This window comes from Colwellia sp. KU-HH00111, assembly GCF_040362745.1.
Classification (GTDB): domain Bacteria; phylum Pseudomonadota; class Gammaproteobacteria; order Enterobacterales; family Alteromonadaceae; genus Colwellia.
This window is the reverse complement of the sequence record NZ_BAABWO010000004.1, coordinates 300177-319719: the sequence shown is the minus strand read 5'-3', so window position 1 is coordinate 319719 and position 19543 is coordinate 300177. Positions and strand designations below refer to the sequence as shown.

At 37.7% G+C, this 19543-nt stretch carries 15 protein-coding genes; 11 read left to right on the top strand and 4 right to left on the bottom strand.

The window, feature by feature from the left end; all coding sequences use genetic code 11:
- Positions 1-55 precede the first annotated feature (55 nt).
- Positions 56-976 (bottom strand): porin, encoded by a 921-nt coding sequence (locus ABXG98_RS10105; protein WP_353538549.1) that lies wholly within the window; start codon positions 974-976, stop codon positions 56-58.
- A gap of 268 nt (positions 977-1244) precedes the next feature.
- On the opposite strand from ABXG98_RS10105, the gene ABXG98_RS10100 reads away from it, so the two are divergent.
- The 7 genes from ABXG98_RS10100 to ABXG98_RS10070 all read left to right on the top strand — a co-directional run bounded on the left by ABXG98_RS10100 (position 1245) and on the right by ABXG98_RS10070 (position 10667).
- Positions 1245-2990, top strand: coding sequence for an ATP-binding protein (locus ABXG98_RS10100; RefSeq protein ID WP_353538548.1), 1746 nt, complete (start codon positions 1245-1247; stop codon positions 2988-2990).
- Between the two features lie 146 nt (positions 2991-3136).
- Positions 3137-4060, top strand: coding sequence for a recombination-associated protein RdgC (gene rdgC / locus ABXG98_RS10095; RefSeq protein WP_353538547.1), 924 nt, complete (start codon positions 3137-3139; stop codon positions 4058-4060).
- 33 nt (positions 4061-4093) lie between these two features.
- Positions 4094-5275: a phosphoglycerate kinase gene (locus tag ABXG98_RS10090; protein WP_353538546.1), complete on the top strand. Its 1182-nt coding sequence runs from the start codon at positions 4094-4096 to the stop codon at positions 5273-5275.
- A gap of 326 nt (positions 5276-5601) precedes the next feature.
- A complete protein-coding gene (fba, locus tag ABXG98_RS10085; RefSeq protein ID WP_353538545.1) occupies positions 5602-6666 on the top strand; it encodes a class II fructose-bisphosphate aldolase in 1065 nt (354 codons plus the stop codon).
- Between the two features lie 234 nt (positions 6667-6900).
- Complete coding sequence (locus ABXG98_RS10080; protein ID WP_353538544.1) at positions 6901-7782, top strand: DUF481 domain-containing protein; 882 nt, start codon at positions 6901-6903, stop codon at positions 7780-7782.
- 100 nt (positions 7783-7882) lie between these two features.
- Positions 7883-8647, top strand: coding sequence for a DUF481 domain-containing protein (locus ABXG98_RS10075; protein WP_353538543.1), 765 nt, complete (start codon positions 7883-7885; stop codon positions 8645-8647).
- A gap of 421 nt (positions 8648-9068) precedes the next feature.
- Positions 9069-10667 carry a cation:proton antiporter domain-containing protein gene (locus ABXG98_RS10070; protein ID WP_353538542.1) on the top strand — a complete coding sequence of 533 codons (1599 nt, stop codon included), beginning with the start codon at positions 9069-9071 and terminating at the stop codon, positions 10665-10667.
- Positions 10668-10779: 112 nt separating this feature from the next.
- Here ABXG98_RS10070 and ABXG98_RS10065 read toward each other — a convergent pair whose 3' ends face one another.
- Complete coding sequence (locus tag ABXG98_RS10065) at positions 10780-12378, bottom strand: isocitrate lyase (RefSeq protein WP_353538541.1); 1599 nt, start codon at positions 12376-12378, stop codon at positions 10780-10782.
- A 340-nt stretch (positions 12379-12718) separates the two neighbouring features.
- On the opposite strand from ABXG98_RS10065, the gene ABXG98_RS10060 reads away from it, so the two are divergent.
- The 4 genes from ABXG98_RS10060 (at position 12719) to ABXG98_RS10045 (ending at position 17272) form a co-directional block, all read left to right on the top strand.
- The gene (locus tag ABXG98_RS10060; RefSeq protein WP_353538540.1) at positions 12719-13672 is read left to right on the top strand and encodes a LysR family transcriptional regulator; all 954 of its coding nucleotides are present in this window, start codon (positions 12719-12721) and stop codon (positions 13670-13672) included.
- 376 nt (positions 13673-14048) lie between these two features.
- Complete coding sequence (locus tag ABXG98_RS10055) at positions 14049-16223, top strand: malate synthase G (RefSeq protein WP_353538539.1); 2175 nt, start codon at positions 14049-14051, stop codon at positions 16221-16223.
- 208 nt (positions 16224-16431) lie between these two features.
- The gene (locus ABXG98_RS10050) at positions 16432-16809 is read left to right on the top strand and encodes a hypothetical protein (RefSeq protein ID WP_353538538.1); all 378 of its coding nucleotides are present in this window, start codon (positions 16432-16434) and stop codon (positions 16807-16809) included.
- A 184-nt stretch (positions 16810-16993) separates the two neighbouring features.
- Positions 16994-17272, top strand: a complete 279-nt coding sequence (locus ABXG98_RS10045; RefSeq protein ID WP_353538537.1) for a peptidylprolyl isomerase — start codon at positions 16994-16996, stop codon at positions 17270-17272.
- Between the two features lie 104 nt (positions 17273-17376).
- Here ABXG98_RS10045 and ABXG98_RS10040 read toward each other — a convergent pair whose 3' ends face one another.
- On the bottom strand, positions 17377-18642 hold the full coding sequence (locus ABXG98_RS10040; protein WP_353538536.1) for an inorganic phosphate transporter: 1266 nt from the start codon (positions 18640-18642) through the stop codon (positions 17377-17379).
- Between the two features lie 10 nt (positions 18643-18652).
- A complete protein-coding gene (locus tag ABXG98_RS10035) occupies positions 18653-19333 on the bottom strand; it encodes a TIGR00153 family protein (protein WP_353538535.1) in 681 nt (226 codons plus the stop codon).
- Positions 19334-19543: the final 210 nt, after the last annotated feature.

Here is a 19543-nt window from a genome sequence, read left to right as displayed (position 1 = left end):
ATTTTATGATACAAAAAAGCCGCTATGCGGCTTAATAATAAAGTATCTAAACCCACTAGAACTTATACTGAATACCCGCAGCTAAGTAATCTTCATCTGAATCGGCTGTTTTAAGATCAAAGGTAGTGTAGTAAGCATAGAGTTTTGTGGTTTTTGCTAGTTTATAATCAACGCCAGCTGTAATACCTGTATTTTTCTCTCCACCTTTGTGGTCTGCTATTTGATATTGGCCTTTTAATGTCGTCGCCCCTACTTTGTATTTAGCCGAAACCATCAAACCGTCCATTTCAGCACCACTATCAATGTTTTCTTGGTTTTGTAGCATTAAACCTAACGTCACACCTTTGACTTTACCTTGAACCGTAGCTCTTACAGTATCATAACCTTTAACATCTGAGTCCATTGCTACCGAGGCAAATACCTTAGATTTTTTAAGTTTTTTATCACCGTAGAAAGCGGCTATTGATAGCGCATCTTGCCCATCAACATCCTCTTCAGCCATATACGTTACACCAAGTTGAAAACCATTAAATTTAGGTGATTTATAAGTAAGGGTATCACTTAAACGGTTTTCACCTTTCCAAAGGTGTTTAATGTCTGCATTATAATCACTAAACAAATCGGTTTTGCCTTGAGATTGCTTCATCATAGAATCATTTTTACCTAAAAGCACCTCACCTAAAGCCCCTTTCAAACCAATAAATTGATTACGAGCCTTAAAAACATCGCCGTCACCATCAATGTCCACTTCAAATTCTGCTTGGTAGATCACCGCTAGATTATCGTTGATTTCATGAGTACCTTTAAAACCAATGCGAGAAGCATTAGAGTTAATTTCGCTGAAGCGTCCTTCACCATTGTCTGATGATTGTAATGACACATCTGCTCGCCCGTAAATATCAACATTCGCGGCAAGTGCCGGCTGTGCTAAAATTGTGCATACTGTTAACGCAAGAGTACTTTTTACTAGTTTCATGTTTTAAGCCCTTTATAAAAAATTGTATTTAAAGAATACAAGTAATAAATTATTTGCTCGCTATGCTATTAGCGTTTTATTACATAAATATGACAACAGCATAAAAATATGACATGTTACTAAAAATAGCACGAGAGTTTACTTTATAGATCATTTGTTCTAATTGAGAATTATCTATGCATATTGCCTCTTAACTTTTTATAAAAAATTTCCTTGAATAAAAAGTAGTTAACGTCATAATAACGGTAAAGAATATGAATTAAATTACATGAAAGTAACAAGCCTTTCGCGAAAACTACTGACTAGAGTACTCTCCTTTTATTTTATATTAACGGTGAGCGTTACCGGTATTCAAATTATTGCCGAGTACTTCAATACAAAAAATCATATCAACAGTGAACTCCTCACCTTAGAGAAAACCATCAGTGGCAGTTTAACGCGCGCCGTGTGGGAGCTAAATACACAACAAGCAATTGACATCTCAGAAGGGCTTATAGCCATTCCCATGATCAAAGGGATTATTGTTACTGATGAAGCAAACAATGTCATTACTCAGCTAGGAGAAACTATTTCTCCTGAAAAAATAAAAGCACACATGGGAAGATATAAAAACGACTCAAACGGCATCAGCTCGATTACAGAAGGGCTGTTTGGTCACTCTTTTCCGCTAATTTTTGAGTTTTCTGGGCGAACAACCAGTGTCGGTAGAGTTATACTACTCTCAAGTGATGCAGTAATATTCAGTCGTATTGAAGTGGGGATTTATTTCCTTATAGGCAATGCCATGGTCAAGACTGCATTTTTAGTGTTTTTATTTACGCTCGCTTTTAACCGACTATTAACATCGCCTCTTCATGAACTAACCGAACAAATTAGGCAAGTTGATTTAGATGACCCAGAAGCATCTAAACTACATTCAATGAATTATGAACAAAACGAGCTAAATGTTCTAGAAGATGCTTATAACAACTTAATAGATGAGTTAGTTGATTTCAAAGAAAAACTGGCAAAGTCCCAACAAGAAACGGATCTTGCTAAAGAGCAAATCGATGAACAAAATCTTCTACTTGAACAAGAAGTGGCTAAAAAAACCTCCTCGTTAAGTAGCATAATGTTAAAAATGGAAGTTCAACAAAAACAATTATTGCAACAAAAACAGAGCTTACAAGAAGAAAATATTCGTCGCAGTAAAACAGAAAAAACATTATTAACAACCAATAAAGAGTTAATACACTCTATTGAAGAATTAAATAAAGCCAAAGAACGACTACTCGAAACCGAGAAAATGGCCTCGCTAGGTAAAATTTCAGCTGAAGTATCCCATGAAATTAGCACTCCCGTAGGAATTAGCATCACCTCGTCTAGCTTTTTATTAGAGCAAATAGTGCGTTTAAAACAAGCACTAGAACAAAATAAAATGTCTAAACGCAGTATTGCTGACTTCATTGAAAATGCAAATAAAAGTGCAGAGCTATTAACAAGTAATCTTAATAGAGCATCTGAACTACTGACCAGCTTTAAACATGTGGCCGTTGATCAAACCAGCGATAAAACACGCTTAATCAATGTCGGAAATTATATTGACCAAATCATCCAATCTCTGCACCCTAAATTAAAAAAAACCAATCATTGTATTAAAGTACATTGCGATGAAAGCATTGAAGTATACAGCCACCCAGGGGCTATTGCTCAGATTATTATTAACTTAATTATTAACTCAATTACCCATGCATTTACCCATATCAACCGCGGTGAAATAACTATCGATGTTAAATTACACCACAGCAAATTAATTATTGACTATAAGGATAACGGTCATGGTATGAGCAATACTGCATTAAGCAAGCTATTTGATGCTTTTTATACGACCAAAGAAGGCAAAGGAGGTACAGGTCTAGGAACTCATATCGTTAAGAATCTCGTGGTTGATACGCTAAATGGTACCATTACCGCACAAAGCGAAGAGGAACAAGGATTGAGTTATCATATCGAATTACCCGATATGCGATCTTAACCTAAGCATTTAATAAATGCTGATGATCCCTAGGTGCTTTTCAGGTAATATGGCTTTTTAAAAAAAACAGCCTTACTGTTAGTCACTATGCCCTAAGCACATTAAAGGGCTTAGCTCAGTGAGCATACAAGCCTAGGATAGACTTTATGTGGTTTAAAAACCTATATTTTTTCGCGTTTACTCGTCCATTTGAGCATTCAGACCAAGCGTTAGAAAAACATCTCAACGAACACCTTTTCACCCCTTGTGGCTCTACCGAACAATCACATTTTGGTTGGGTAAACGCCCTAGGGAAGCACGGAGATTCACCTGTGCATACCGCCAATGGCAATTTTTTGATTTGTGCACGTAAAGAAGAAAAAATATTACCTGCTCCTGTTATCAAAGATATGCTCGAACAAAAAGTCAATGTTTTAGAACAAGAACAAGGTCGCGGTGCGACTAAAAAAGAAAAAGAGCAGTTTAAAGAAGACATTATTTTTGAACTCTTACCTCGCGCATTCTCTCGTATTTCAGATACTCACGCTTATATTAGCCCTAAAGATAATATTATTGTTATTAATGCTAGCGCCCGTGGCAAGGCAGAAGATTTATTGGCCTTACTTCGTAAAGTGTTAGGCACCTTGCCTGTCACCACGCTAGAGCCTGATGTTCAAGCCGATGAAACCATGACTGACTGGCTAATTAAAAAGAATTTATCTGCCAAATTTCAATTGGGGATGGAAGCCGAATTTAATGCCCTTGGCGACGATGGCGCTGTTGTCAGAGTTAAAAACCAAGATTTAGAAAGCGATGAAATAAAGCACCACCTTGATGCTGATAAATATATGGTTAAAGTAGCACTAGAATGGGATGAATCGTTATCTTTTATGCTCTGTGATGACTTGTCGATTAAACGTATTAAGTTTTTTGATGTTATCCAAGAACAAAATGATGATATTGATAGCGATGATGTTATTGCCAAATTAGATGCTGACTTTGCGTTAATGGCAGGTGAATTAAACCGCTTTATCCACGACTTGCTTGCTGAGTTCTCATTAAAAACTACTGACGTATTAGAGAACGAATAATCACACTGAATTATTACCTATTTGGAGTCAAACATGACAATTATTAACATGGCTAATATTGACTTAGCCAATAAGCGCGTACTTATTCGTGAAGACTTAAACGTGCCTATTCAAGATGGCAAAATCACTTCAGATGCCCGTTTACTAGCGGCATTACCGACAATACAGCAAGCGTTAGAAGCGGGAGCAAAGGTCATGGTTATGTCTCACCTTGGCCGTCCAACTGAAGGGGAGTTCAATGAAGAGTATTCGCTAAAACCTGTTGCTGATTATTTAGCCGCTGCCCTTAATTACCCTGTTCGCTTGGTTAAAGACTACCTTACAGGTGTTGATATTGGCGATGGTGAGTTAGTGGTACTTGAAAATGTAAGATTTAATCAAGGTGAAAAGAAAAATGATGATGCCTTAGCACAGCAACTTGCCAATTTGTGCGATGTGTATGTGATGGATGCATTTGGCACTGCGCATCGGGCACAAGCAAGTACTCATGGGGTAGCAAAATATGCAGCTATTGCTTGTGGAGGCCCATTACTTACCGGCGAATTAGACGCCTTAGGCAAAGCACTTGACAACCCTGCCCGTCCGTTAGTTGCCATTGTGGGTGGCTCAAAAGTATCGACTAAATTAACCGTGTTAGAATCATTATCGACCATTGTAGATCAGCTTATTGTTGGCGGAGGTATTGCTAATACTTTTATTGCCGCAGCTAATTACAATGTTGGTAAATCATTATACGAAGCAGATTTGGTAGCTGAAGCTCAACGCTTAACAGCTCAAGCTCGAAGTAATAATGGCGATATACCTGTACCCAGTGATGTAGTTGTTGCTAATGAATTTTCTCCTACTGCTGCAGCTACACTGAAAAAAGTCAATGATGTTACCAATGATGAGATGATTTTTGATATTGGTCCTGACTCAGCAGAACAACTTGCTACCATCATTAAAAATGCAGGCACGATTGTATGGAATGGACCTGTCGGCGTGTTTGAATTTGATCAATTTGGTAAAGGCACTGAAACTATCGCTCAAGCCATTGCTGATTCAACTGCTTTTTCAATTGCTGGCGGTGGTGACACCTTAGCCGCAGTTGATAAATATAATATCAAAGATAAGGTTTCATATATTTCCACAGGAGGCGGAGCTTTCTTAGAATTCTTAGAAGGAAAGAAATTACCCGCGGTAGAAATTCTAGAGCAAAGAGCAAGTCAGCTGTAACTAGCTTCCCACCAAAAAATCACTGCAAAGTTACAATTTCATCTAAGTTCCCAAGTAAAGACAAGTTAAAGCGCCTTTACTTGGGTTTATCTGCATCGTTACTTTGTAGCTAACTTTCAAAGGTTCAAATCAAAACCTAGTCAACATGCAGGCATTTCCCTGATTGTTTTAGTAATTTTTTTACAAAGCCTTCAGTGAAATAACAAAGTATCAAAATTATAATTTTTAATGCCTCAAATGCTGAAAACCTGATATAATTTTATTGATATTATTGAATGTTTTCATATCCACCCACAAAATCAATTGGCTTAACCTAGGAGTAATCAATGGCTTTAATTTCAATGCGTCAAATGCTTGATCATGCAGCTGAATTTGAATATGGCATCCCTGCATTTAATGTAAATAATTTAGAGCAAGTGCGTGCAATTATGATTGCAGCAGATAAAACAGACAGCCCAGTAATTTTACAAGGCTCTGCAGGTGCTCGTAAGTATGCTGGTGCACCATTTTTGCGTCATTTAATTCTAGCAGCGATTGAAGAGTTCCCTCATATCCCTGTGGTTATGCATCAAGATCATGGCACCTCGCCAAGTGTATGCCAGCGTTCCATTCAATTGGGTTTTTCATCAGTGATGATGGACGGATCGTTAATGGACGATGGTAAAACACCAAGTAGTTACGAGTACAATGTTGATGTTACCCGTCGAACCGTTGAAATGGCTCATGCTTGTGGCGTATCTGTAGAGGGTGAACTTGGCTGTTTAGGTTCATTAGAAACAGGCGAAGCTGGCGAAGAAGATGGTATTGGCGCTGAAGGTAAGTTAACTATGGAGCAAATGTTAACTAACCCTGAAGAAGCGGCTGATTTTGTACAAAAGACGCAAGTCGATGCTTTAGCTATTGCTTGTGGTACTTCACACGGTGCCTACAAATTTACCCGCCCCCCCACAGATGATATTTTAGCCATAGATCGTATCAAAGCTATTCATACCCGTATTCCTAATACTCACTTGGTTATGCATGGTTCATCATCAGTGCCACAAGAGTGGCTTGCGGTCATAAATGAGTTTGGTGGTAATATTCCAGAAACATATGGTGTACCGGTTGAACAAATTCAAGAAGGCATTAAAAATGGCGTTCGCAAAGTCAATATTGATACTGATTTAAGGTTAGCATCTACTGGCGCAACGCGTCGCTTTTTGGCGCACAACCCTAGTGAATTTGATCCACGTAAATTTCTTGCTGAAACCACTAAAGCCATGTCAGAAATTTGCGTTGCTCGCTATGAAGCATTTAATACTGCAGGGAATGCTAGTAAAATCAAACCGATTAGCCTAGATAGCATGTTCGACCTTTATCAATCTGGTAAGTTGAATGCGCTGATCAAATAGCGATTATTGCTGAGAGTATTCAAAAAAAGGGCTTTCTGCCCTTTTTTTATGCACTAATTTCATTGAGCTACTTTAAAAAAACAGAAATCTCTTTATAATGACGCCCATTAACACTGTGATTTTGGTCACACTCCATGAGTACGCTGTCGATAAATTTAGTTTTATCTTTAACTAAAGTGTTTATAAATCACAGCTCAATAACCTTGCTTAAATTTGTTTAAATAAAGAGACACAATGATTCGTTCATTTACTTTTATAACCTTTTATCTTTTAAGTGTTGGCGTTTATGCAAAAGGAAGCATGGCTCAAGCAGAAAGCATCTATGTGACAAACCAGTCAACCGCCCTATTTTCACAAGCAAGCCCTGCTGATATTATCACTAGTTTAGAAAAAGCAAACAAAGTCAAACAACCCCCTTCACCGATGTTTTCCGGCTCTGCTGAACTTGGTTTATTATATAAAACGGGTAATACTAAAAGTGGAGATATGAAAACAGGGATTGATCTTCGCTGGAAAAATGGTGCTTGGTTGAGTTTGTTAAATATCGACTTGTTATTAAAAAAAGCCGACGTCTCTGATGAAAATAATAACACTCACTTTAAAACCACCGATAAAAAATCTACGATAACATCACAAACAAACTACAGCATAAACAACCAAGAAAAAAACTATATCTATGGCAATATCTGGTTTGAAGAAAATGACTTTAGTAGTTTTATTAACCAAAATTCAATTTCAACAGGCTGGGGACGTCATTGGTACAAGACCACAGACGCGTCACTTTGGGGAGATATTGGCCCAGGATATAAACGAGACTTATTTAAAGCGACAGACACAGCACCAGAACAAACCGATGTGAGTTGGATCATCCAAGCACAAGCCGTTTATATCAGAAAATTAGGAGAGCATGTTGAATTAAAACAATTTTTAAGTGCAAAGCAAGCTCTCAAAGCCAGTGATAATAGTATATATAAAGCGGTGACCACGCTGACAACTAAACTAATTTCAACACTACAATTAAAGTTTACCTTTAGCTTAGATTACAACAGCGAAGTTGAACTGGATAAAAAAAACCTAGATAGCCAAACAGCAGTAACCTTGGTCTATAGTTTTTAAAACGACTAATTTATTATTAAACTTAATTCATCATTACGGTTATAACATCAAGTAATAACCACAAAAATCTAAATTAACATAACATTGAAAAGGAAAACTCATGACTCACAAATTAGCACTTTCAGCTTTATGCTTATTACCACTCGCTTCGTTTGCTTCAGCAGCAGCAGATGCAGATCAAAAACCAGCATTAACAGCGTCGGCTGAATTAGGATTTTTATACCAAACCGGCGACACTAAAAGTGCCGACATAAAAGCCGGTTTGACCTTAAACCATGAAAAAGACAAATGGCGAAGTGTTGTAGCCTTTAATATTCTAGCCAAAAAATTAGAAACCCAAGATGACAGTGGTAATAAAACGTTTGAAAGTACTGCTAACAAATGGGATATCTCAGCGCAAACCAACTACACTATAGGTGAAGAAGGAAAAAACTACCTTTACGGTAACCTTGCTCATGAGCAAGATAAGTTTAGTGGCTATGAGTCGCAAAGCTCTTTTTCTGCTGGTTGGGGCCGTCATTGGTTTGAAAGCAAAACTTCATCATTCTTTGCCGATATTGGTCCAGGTGTAAAGCGCGATGTTGCGCTTGATGGTGAAACTAACACTAACTTAATTATTCAAGCGCAAGCATTATACAAACACAAGTTCAACGATAATGTGGCTTTTAAACAATCATTTATCGCGAGACAAGCAACTGAATCTGGCGATAATAGTGCATATAAATCTGAAACATCTGTTACCGCTAAATTAATTGATTCTTTACAATTAAAATTTGCACTGCGTATTGATTACGATACAGAAGTTGCACCAGGCTCTGAAAATACCAATACTGAAACATCCATGACGTTAATTTATAGTTTTTAAATAACCTGCTCAGCTTTTAAGCAACCAATCGCAACCAAGCGATTGGTTGCTAGATTGTAAGAACAAAACCTTAGATACTTGCCTAGTTTACCCATCACATTACCTGCTAAATAAAGCCGTCAATAGCCGCCAGTAAAGATACTTTCAGCATAACAATGACTTCTTTTGGTGCACCTTAAATGTATTCTGCCAACATTTAATGCATTAAGTACCTTGATGAAAAATCAAACTCATCACTAAAACTTAATATATTGATATTATTGATTTAATTTCCATCCTCTGTGTGTATGTATTGGTATGATATATGCAAAATAAATGACTATCTATTCTAATATCATCAGCCTAATACTTAGTCACATTACCGTATGATTCACAACGGTGATGGGGTCAATTAAATTCATGGCTTGATAAAGGAGATTTCATGGAATCTATACTGGTCATCATTACGCTCTCATTAGCACTAGCAAGTGTCTTAAATATAGTGCTAACTAAGTTTTCAGTTTCTCATATTATTGGTTACATTATTACTGGTACAATTATTAGTACTGTGTTTGATTTTAATGGTAGCGAAGACTTACACTCCCTGGAACTCATTGGTGAGTTTGGCATAGTCTTTCTAATGTTTACTATAGGCTTAGAAATGTCTTTTGCTAAACTCGACAAGATGAAACACCTCATATTTTTAAATGGCTTTTTGCAAGTAGCTTGTAGTTCATTATTAATATTTTCAGCGGCTTTCTACCTGTTTTCACTTGATCTTATTTCATCTTTAATTATTTCACTTTCATTTAGTTTGTCTTCCACAGCTATTGTTTTACCTTATTTAAAAAAATCTAAAGACATTGTCACACCATACGGTGAAAGGTCTGTGGCGATTTTGGTTTTTCAAGACTTAGCGGTTATCCCTATTTTACTTTTAATGAGTTTCTTAGCTAATAATGATATGTCGATGACTGACATTTTATTGAAAACATTTCTTTATGCAACGGCAATTATTGTCTTCATGTTTACCCTAGGTAAAAAAATCATTGGCTGGTTACTTAACTTCTCTGCTAATGCCAAAATGGAAGAGTTATTTCTCAGTTCAGTATTTACTATTGTAATTGGGGCATCATTACTTGCCCATGAAATGGGGTTTACCTATTCACTTGGCGCATTCATTGCCGGTATGATCATCGCTGAAACCAACTTCCATATAAAAGTAGAGTCTGATATCGCCTCGTATAAAGATTTACTTTTAGGCGCCTTTTTCTTTTCCATTGGCACCAAAATTGATGTGCTTTACTTTGCAAATAACGTGTTATTAGTCCTTGGTATTATTTTACTGGTTATGGTTGTTAAGGCTGGTATCATTTATTTTATAATCAGACGAAACACCAATAAAAGCGATGCGATAAAGTCAGGCATTGCACTTTGTCAAATAGGGGAGTTTTCCTTTGCTATTTTTGCGTTAGCATTAAACCAAAATATTTTACACCATGAATTAGGAAATATTTTAATTTTGACCACGGTGTTATCGATGCTGTTAACCCCATTTATGATTAACAACATATATAAAATTGCGTCATTGTTCGTTGTTGAGTTCTTTGAGTCGGATAAAATATCCCCCGTGAACATTAGCAATCACACCATTGTTTGTGGTTTTGCTGTTTTAGGGCGTATTGTTGCTAAAGAACTCGCTAAAAAAGAGGTCGATTTCTTAATTATCTCTGACAACTTACAGCATGTGTTGCTGGCCAGAAAAAGAGGTTATAACGCGTATTTTGGTCACTTAGATAAAACACCCGTTTTAGAGTCTTTGCGAGTAGATCAATCACAAAGTATTATTGTGACCGTCAATACAGTAAAGAATAAACAAATAATTTGTGAAGCTGTTTTAGCTCATTATCCTCAAGCTAATTTGATTGTAAAAGTGAATACTCTTGAAGAGAAAAAGACATTATCTATGCTTAACATTAAGGCCTTTGTCCATGCTCATCATGAAACCGCGGTATTACTGGTCAAACGTAGCCTAAATTAGTCCGCTCAAAGCAAACAAAAAGGCTAGCATATTTACATACGCTAGCCCTTTTACATCTAAGTGCTTACAAACTAAAGAAACACTTATTAGTTTTCGCTTATGGCGTTAGCCATTAATTGAACTGGTTAGACGTGTTTTTCGCGCCGCCTGCTTTTAGTGCATTCTCACCAGCAAAGTATTCTTTGTGGTCATCACCCATATCAGAGCCTGACATGTTTTGGTGTTTAACACAGGCGATACCTTGGCGAATTTCTTCACGTTGCACGTTTTTAACGTAACCAAGCATACCTTGCTCACCAAAGTACTCTTTAGCTAAGTTATCTACAGACAACGCAGTAGTGTGGTAAGTAGGAAGTGTGATTAAGTGATGGAATACGTTAGCTTCTCGTGCTGTATCTGCTTGGAACGTACGAGTACGCTCATCAGCGATTGCAGACAATTCAGTTTCGTCGTACTCTGCGCTCATTAAGTTATCACGGTTATATGCCGATACATCTTTACCTGCTTCAACCATAGCGTCAAACGCTTGTTGACGGAAATTTAACGTCCAGTTGAAAGATGGTGAGTTGTTATACACAAGTTTCGCATCTGGGTGCACTTTACGAACGTCATTCATCATACCCGCAATTTCATGGACAGTAGGGATTGCAGTTTCAATCCAAAGTAAATCTGCACCAGCATTAAGCGCGCCGATACAATCAAATACACAACGTTCATGACCTGTACCTTGGCGGAATTGATATAAACCAGAAGGTAAGCGTTTAGGACGAACTAATTTTCCATCACGGTTGAAACATACATCGCCTTCACCCATGTCAGCTACGTCGATTTCTTCAACATCTAAATAAGAGTTATAGATATCACCAGAATCACCTGGCTCTTTAACAACAGCAATTTCTTTGGTTAAACCAGCACCTTCAGAATCAGTACGAGCAACAATGATACCATTATCAATGCCTAGCTCTAAGAATGCATGGCGTAGTGCACGAATTTTTGCATGGAAATCAGCATGTGGAACGGTAACTTTACCGTCTTGATGGCCACATTGTTTCTCATCCGCTACTTGGTTTTCAATTTGAAGGGCACAAGCACCAGCTTCAATCATTTGCTTAGCCATTAGGTAAGTGGCTTCAGCATTACCAAAACCTGCATCAATATCAGCAACAATTGGCACAACATGCGTTACGTGATTATCAATTTGGTATTGAATATCAGCAGCTTTTGCAGAATCATCAGCGGCTCTTGCTGCATCTAACTCACGGAAAAGACCGCCTAACTCACGTGCATCGGCTTGGCGTAAGAAGGTGTAAAGCTCTGCTACTAAAGAAGCAACCGATGTTTTTTCATGCATTGACTGATCAGGCAGTGGACCAAATTCAGAGCGAAGTGCCGCGACCATCCAACCAGAAAGGTATAAATAACGACGATCTGTCTTGCCATCAAAATGTTTCTTAATAGAAATCATTTTTTGTTGACCAACAAAACCATGCCAGCAACCAAGCGATTGAGTATATTTAGTCTTATCTTCATCAAATGCTGCCATATCGCTGCGCATAATGTCTGCTGTATATTGAGCGATCTCTAAACCTGTTTTAAATCTATTTTGAGTTCTCATACGTGCGATAGATTCAGGGTTAATTGGATCCCAAGAGCTACCTGCTTTTGCTTTAATCGCTTGAACCGCTTCTATTGCACTTTGATAATTAGACATAATATTCTCCAATGGTCTTATTTAACATTAATCTTGCTGTTGTAATTAATTATGATGGTGTAACTCAATCAGTAAGCTGTCACACCGGACAACAAAAATAATAGTCAACAAACCAACATTAATGAAATATATAATTATTATTACGGCCATTCACACAGAAAATACACAAACCAATTACCTGAGGTTTTATTTATTATTTTATAAAATACAGTTAGTTAAAAACATAGACGCTTAATACCTATTAAATTGCTTAGCAAATAATTTTTGAAAAACATTGAATAATATAAAAAATTGGCTTATATCTATTTCAATTATGTTTTTACCGAGAGCCATTAAAGTTATGAATATTTCTAAAATTGATTTGAACCTACTCATTTATTTAGATGTGTTACTAAGAGAAAAGAATGTAACCCGAGCTGCTGGTCAACTTAATATTACCCAACCAGCAATGAGTAATGGTTTAAAAAGATTACGCACCCTATTTAATGATCCGATACTGGTTCGTACTTCTGATGGTATGTCTCCGACAGAGCGAGCAAGAGCACTCGCTCCTGCCATAAGGAAAATATTACTTCAGTTAGAAGAAACCTTACAAGGTGAAGAAGAGTTCAACGAACAAAATAGCACCCGGGTATTTCGCTTAATGGCCAGTGACTATGCTGCCTCAACGTTATTACCAAAACTATTACAGCTCCTTAACAAGACCGCACCGAACGTAACTATTGATATTATGACTCCCAGCGACGTAACATTTCATGATGTAGAAGCCGGAAAAATAGATATGGCAATAAACCGTTTTGATGAGTTGCCTCAATCTTTTCATCAAAAATCCGTTTGGCGCGATTCTTTTTCTTGCCTGTTAAGCGCAGATAATCCCGTTGTCACTAAGTTTAATTTAAACTCTTACTTAGCAGCTAAACACGTTTGGGTATCAAAAACGGGATTCGGGGTTGGCGTTGGCATGAACCCAAATGATGTACAGAAACTGGGTTGGGTTGATGAAGCACTATCAAGGTTAGGCAAAAAACGTGATATAAAAGTATTCACCCGTAATTACCATGTGGCTATGCAGCTTGCATTTGAAGACAATCTCATTGCCACTCTGCCAACTAAAGCAGCGATGTTGCATAAAGATGATGCCAATTATATTATTGTTAAACCGCCCTTTGAGATCCCGGATATGGAATTAAAGATGATCTGGAGCCCGTTATTGCATCATGATGCCAGTCATGTTTGGTTTAGGCAGTTGGTGATTGAAGCAGCTAAACAAGTGCAATTAGACGTTCACGGTTAACGTACACTTAACATGTAATTTTGAATCACCCTTGTAATCGAAAATTCAGGTGGCAACTAATTATCGCTTGAACCGTACAACAACCCATTCAAACCTCCCGTTGCTATTTGGACAAGCACTCAGCAACACGGGAGGTGTTTCATATCAATGTGATTACCTTTCTTTTTTCATCCTAGCAACCCAAGCAGGATATTAACAAAAACACTACAAATAAACTTTATCATTCACCAAATCAATAGTAGTTATAATACTCCTGATGTTGCTAGTATCAGTAATTAGCAATAGGATAGATCAATAATGAAATGTCACTAACTAATAAAGCTTTCATTTTGCTTTCCAAGAGCAAAAAAGTGCAAGCAAAGTAAGCGAGGAAAACATGACTCAAACAGTACAATTAGCAGGCTTAACAATAAACCAAGATTTATTTGATTTCATCGAGCAAGAAGCACTACCAAGATCTGGTGTTATCTCTTCGCATTTTTGGCAAAGTTTCGCCGATATTATCAACGATTTATCTGATGAAAACGCCGACTTACTTGCAACTCGTGACAGTTTACAAGCTAAAATTGATAGCTGGCATCAACAAAACCAAGCAGAGAATTTTGATTTTTCTAACTATAAACAGTTTTTGACTGATATTGGGTATTTAGCCCCCGTAGTTGATGACTTCACAATTAGCACTGAAAATGTCGATGCAGAGCTAGCTAGCATTGCCGGTCCTCAACTCGTTGTCCCTATTATGAATGCCCGCTTTGCTTTAAATGCAGTAAATGCACGTTGGGGTAGTTTATATGATGCTCTCTATGGTACCGATGTAATTAGCACAGATAATGGCGCAGAAAAAACTGCCGCTTATAACCCTGTACGTGGTGCTAAAGTAATCGACTTTGCTAAAACCTATCTAGATCAAGCAATTCCATTAACTAAAGGCAGTCATCACGAGGTTGTTGCTTATCATTTAAACGAGCAATCACTGATGGTAAGTCTAAAAAATGGTGAGCAAAGTTCCTTAGAAGATAGCAGCGCATTTATTGGTTTTACTGGCAGTATCAATCAACCTAACACCTTAGTGTTTAAACATAATGGTTTACACCTAGAATTAGTGTTTGATGCCAATAGTGAAATAGGTAAAGCTGATCCATCTACGCTTAGCGATGTAATACTGGAATCGGCCTTAACAACCATTATGGATTGTGAAGATTCAGTTGCTGCGGTGGATGGTGAAGATAAAGTCATAGCATATCGTAACTGGTTAGGGTTAATGCAAGGTAATTTGACTGAAGACATTCAAAAAGGCGGTCGAACATTCACTCGAACCATGAATTCTGATAGAAACTATCAATCTCTTACTGGCGAGAATGTCACGCTTAAAGGTCGCAGTTTAATGTTTGTGCGAAATGTAGGGCATTTAATGACTAACAACGCCATAATTGATAGCCGAGGAAGGGAAATACCTGAAGGTATTTTAGATGCAATGATCACCTCACTTATTGCTTTGCATGATATCAAGGGCAACAGTGAATTAAATAACAGCAATGAAGGCTCTATCTATATTGTAAAACCTAAAATGCATGGGCCTGATGAAGTTAAGTTTGCCGACACCTTGTTTGCACGAGTTGAAGATGCGCTGTCACTACCGCGTAATACTATCAAAATGGGTATTATGGACGAAGAAAGACGCACCAGTGTTAACTTAAAAAACTGTATTTTTGCAGCTAAAGCACGTGTGGTATTTATCAATACCGGCTTTTTAGATCGCACAGGTGATGAAATTCATACCTCAATGGCTGCTGGGCCAATGGCACGTAAAGCAGATATTAAACTAACGCCGTGGATTGGCGCCTATGAAAACAACAACGTTGATGTAGGTTTGGCCTGTGGTTTTAGTCAAAAAGCACAAATAGGTAAAGGCATGTGGCCAATACCTGATCAAATGGCCAATATGATCGCCACCAAAATCAATCATGTGGAAGCTGGAGCAAATACGGCTTGGGTTCCTTCACCCACAGCAGCAACCTTACACGCATTACATTATCATCGTGTAAACGTATTTACCCTCCAACAAGAATTGATGCAACGTAAAAGTGCTAGTTTAGATGACATATTAACGATTCCATTAGCCGAAGACACCAACTGGAATAACGATGAAATAACTGAAGAGCTAGATAATAATGCTCAAGGTATTTTAGGTTATGTGGTCCGTTGGATAGATCAAGGAATTGGCTGTTCAAAAGTACCTGACATTAATGATGTCGGCCTTATGGAAGATAGAGCAACGTTACGTATATCTAGTCAACATATTGCAAACTGGCTACATCATGGTATTTGCAGCAAAGAACAGGTACAGGCAAGTTTAGAGAAAATGGCAAAAATTGTTGATGCTCAAAATGCTGACGATCCAAGTTATCAGCCGATGAGCGATGATTTTACCAATAACATTGCTTTTAAAGCTGCTTGTGCACTGGTATTTTGCGGCACTAAACAACCAAGTGGTTATACCGAGCCACTACTACATCAATTCCGATTAGACAAAAAGGCGAGTCAAAAATAGCCTTAAGTTCCCCTTATAGTAAGCCAACAATGTAAAAGCCAACACTTGATTTGTTGGCTTTTACATTATGCTTATCTTGCACTTTATCGTATCAAGAATACAAACCATCTCATTAAACTAGCTTTTACGTTTAGATAAATTTATAATGTTTTACAAAGTAGAATGTCAATATTTTATTTTCAGCTAGATTATTAAAAGGAGAGTTAAAATGAGACTGCTAATATCACTATTATTAATCATTTCAATAACAATTTTCTCATGGTCTAGTTGCGCTAAAAGTAGCGAAATTAAGGTGAATGCTGTTTATTACCAATCTTCTACAGCTAACATGTTAATAGTACAGCCACTTTTTTCTCAGCAACGTAATAATGAATTTGTGATTACATCTAACCAAACCGCTCATAAAGCACATAATTTTTTTGAAATGGCTATCGTGTTCAATGAAAAGCTGCAACAATTCATCGCATTCTTTTCTGATTTAACAGATAAAGTTAAAGCATTAACTGATGACGAACTGGCATCGCAAAACACCCATTCAACAGCCCGCGAACAACTAACTGACCGTAACTGTAATAGCAAAAACTAACATCTGTTAATACTTTTCTAACAAAGGCTCGCTTCAACTCCCCTGCACTGACAAAGCTAACCGCTAAGGTAGCTGTTTCTTTACCCATTGCTTAATTTTTCCTGCTAAAACTATCAGCCTAACTTTTATTTGTTGCTCAGATACGCTATGGTTATTCTTTTTCAATTTATACATAGGAATAATTATGTCTCAAGCGGCAGCCCGCCATTTATTGGTTGATACTGAAGAACAATGTTTAGCATTAAAAGCTGAAATAGAAGGCGGAAAAGACTTCGCAGAGGTTGCGCAAGCACACTCAAATTGTCCTTCTAAAGCGCAAGGTGGTGACTTAGGTACTTTTGGCCCAGGTCAGATGGTACCTGAGTTTGATAAAGTGGTATTTTCAGCACCATTAAATGAAGTTCAAGGCCCAGTACAAACTCAGTTTGGCTATCATTTACTTGAAGTTACTGCACGTAGTTAAAATATTTGCTCATCGTTATTAGCGTTTAGAAACAAAAAAAGCCGCAACAGTGTTGCGGCTTTTTTAATTGTTTCAAAAAGGTAATTTCTGGGTATTCTCTAGCATTATACAAATATAGCTTTCATAAACCAGAAGAATAAAATAGACAAGCCAGCACCTACAGGTAAAGTAATTACCCAAGAAACCACAATATTACGTACTACACCTAAGTTAATTGCTGCTATACCTCGAGCCATACCTACACCTAACACCGCACCCACTAAAGTTTGTGTGGTTGAGATGGGTAGGCCTGCCCCAGATGAAATAACCACAGTACAAGCAGCGGCTAATTCTGCTGCAAAACCACGACTTGGCGTTAAATGCGTAATACCCGTACCAATAGTTGCAATAACCTTATGCCCAAAAATAGCAAGACCAGCAACAATCCCTAAGCCGCCCAAAGGTAAAATCCACCAAGCGATAGATGATTTAGCTGCAATTTGACCACCATTATCAACAATACTCACAACCGCAGCAAGTGGACCAATGGCATTAGCTACATCGTTTGAGCCATGGGCAAAGGCCATAGCACATGCAGTCACTATCATCAAAATGGCAAAAACCTTTTCAACATTTGCATAGTGAGTTTTCATTGCCGCTGTTTCGTCGAACTTAATACGGTTTATAAAAACTTTACCTATGATAGCAACAATAATAGCTGTTGCTATTGCATAGATATATCCATCAGCAGTACCAATATGAAGATTAAGATGCTTTAAGCCTTTTTTAATGGTTACAAGCGCAAGTACAAAACCCGCTAGAAACATATAAAATGGTACCCAACGCTTTGCTTGTTGTAGTGGCTTCTCAGTGTCAAAAATCAGTTTTTGCGCGCTATTAAAAATAATAAAGGCTATAACACCTGATATAAGGGGTGTGATAATCCAACTACCCACAATGCCACCCACTTTAGACCAAGTCACGGCATCAACACTAACCCCCATTGCAGCAAAACCAACGATAGCCCCAACAATAGAGTGAGTGGTAGAAACAGGCCAACCTAAAGCAGATGCAATAAGCAACCAAGTAGCTGCAGCAAACAAGGCAGAGATCATGCCAAAGACAAGTAGTTCAGGAGTGTCGATAAAAAAGCTGGCATCAATAATACCTTTACGAATGGTAGAAGTAACCTCACCACCAGCTAAGTAAGCACCGGCAAATTCAAAAACCATCGCAATAATAATGGCCTGTTTAATGGTCAACGCTTTAGAGCCAACAGACGTGCCCATAGCATTAGCCACATCATTTGCACCAATACCCCAAGCCATAAACAAACCGACAACGGCAGCGATGATAACTAAGGTAGTACCTGAGTTGAGTAAAATTTCCATCAGTATTACCTTATTTTCTAGCTAAAAGAATTTCTAAACGAGCGCCAACACGTTCAGCAAGATCGGCTAAATCACCAACCCAATCAATAATTTGATATAAGAACATGACATCAACAGGGTTTAGCCCGTTTTCCAGCGCTAGTAAATCTTTGCGTAAGTTTATTTGCATGGTGTCAGTATCATTTTCGATTTCATCAAGTTGATTTATCATTTTCTCAACTAATTCAACTTCACGACCACGAAAACCAGTTTCTAACAAGTCATCTAATTCGTTAATCGCTTCTGCGGCTTTTTCAGTCGCTTCAACACAGCGCGCCAAATACGCATTGAATTGTTCTTGCAAACTCAGAGGAATCTCTAATTTTCGGCCAATAATTCGACCAGAAATGTCTTTCGCCTTGTTGGCAATCTTGTCTTGCTGAGTTAATAACTCGAGTAAATCTGCTCTATCAACTGGCATAAATAATCCGCCAGGTAGCTCTAAGCGCAATTGTCGCTTCAATGCATCAGCATCTTGCTCAAGTTTTGATAGTTTGCGACGTACCTTTGCCGCTTTGCTCCAGTCTTGCTCACTACAAGCATTAAAAAAGGGAATTAGTTGATTACTACACTTCACAACTATTTGGATATGTTTTTCTAAAGGTTTAATAGGTGATTTTGCAAATACACCTAAAATTGAGTTTCTGGCCATAATGGTTTCCAGTTATTTTTTCATTGTAAGTTAATCAAAGCAGATAATAGCCCATTTACTTAACGAAGGTAAACGTTGCTAAGGACTGTAAAATCACAATATACACAATTAGTTTATTTATCGGCGGCAGTATATGACACTTATATGACAGTTTTATTACAAATAAAAAATGCAGAAAGTTGAGTATAAACGAATATAGTATAATACAGG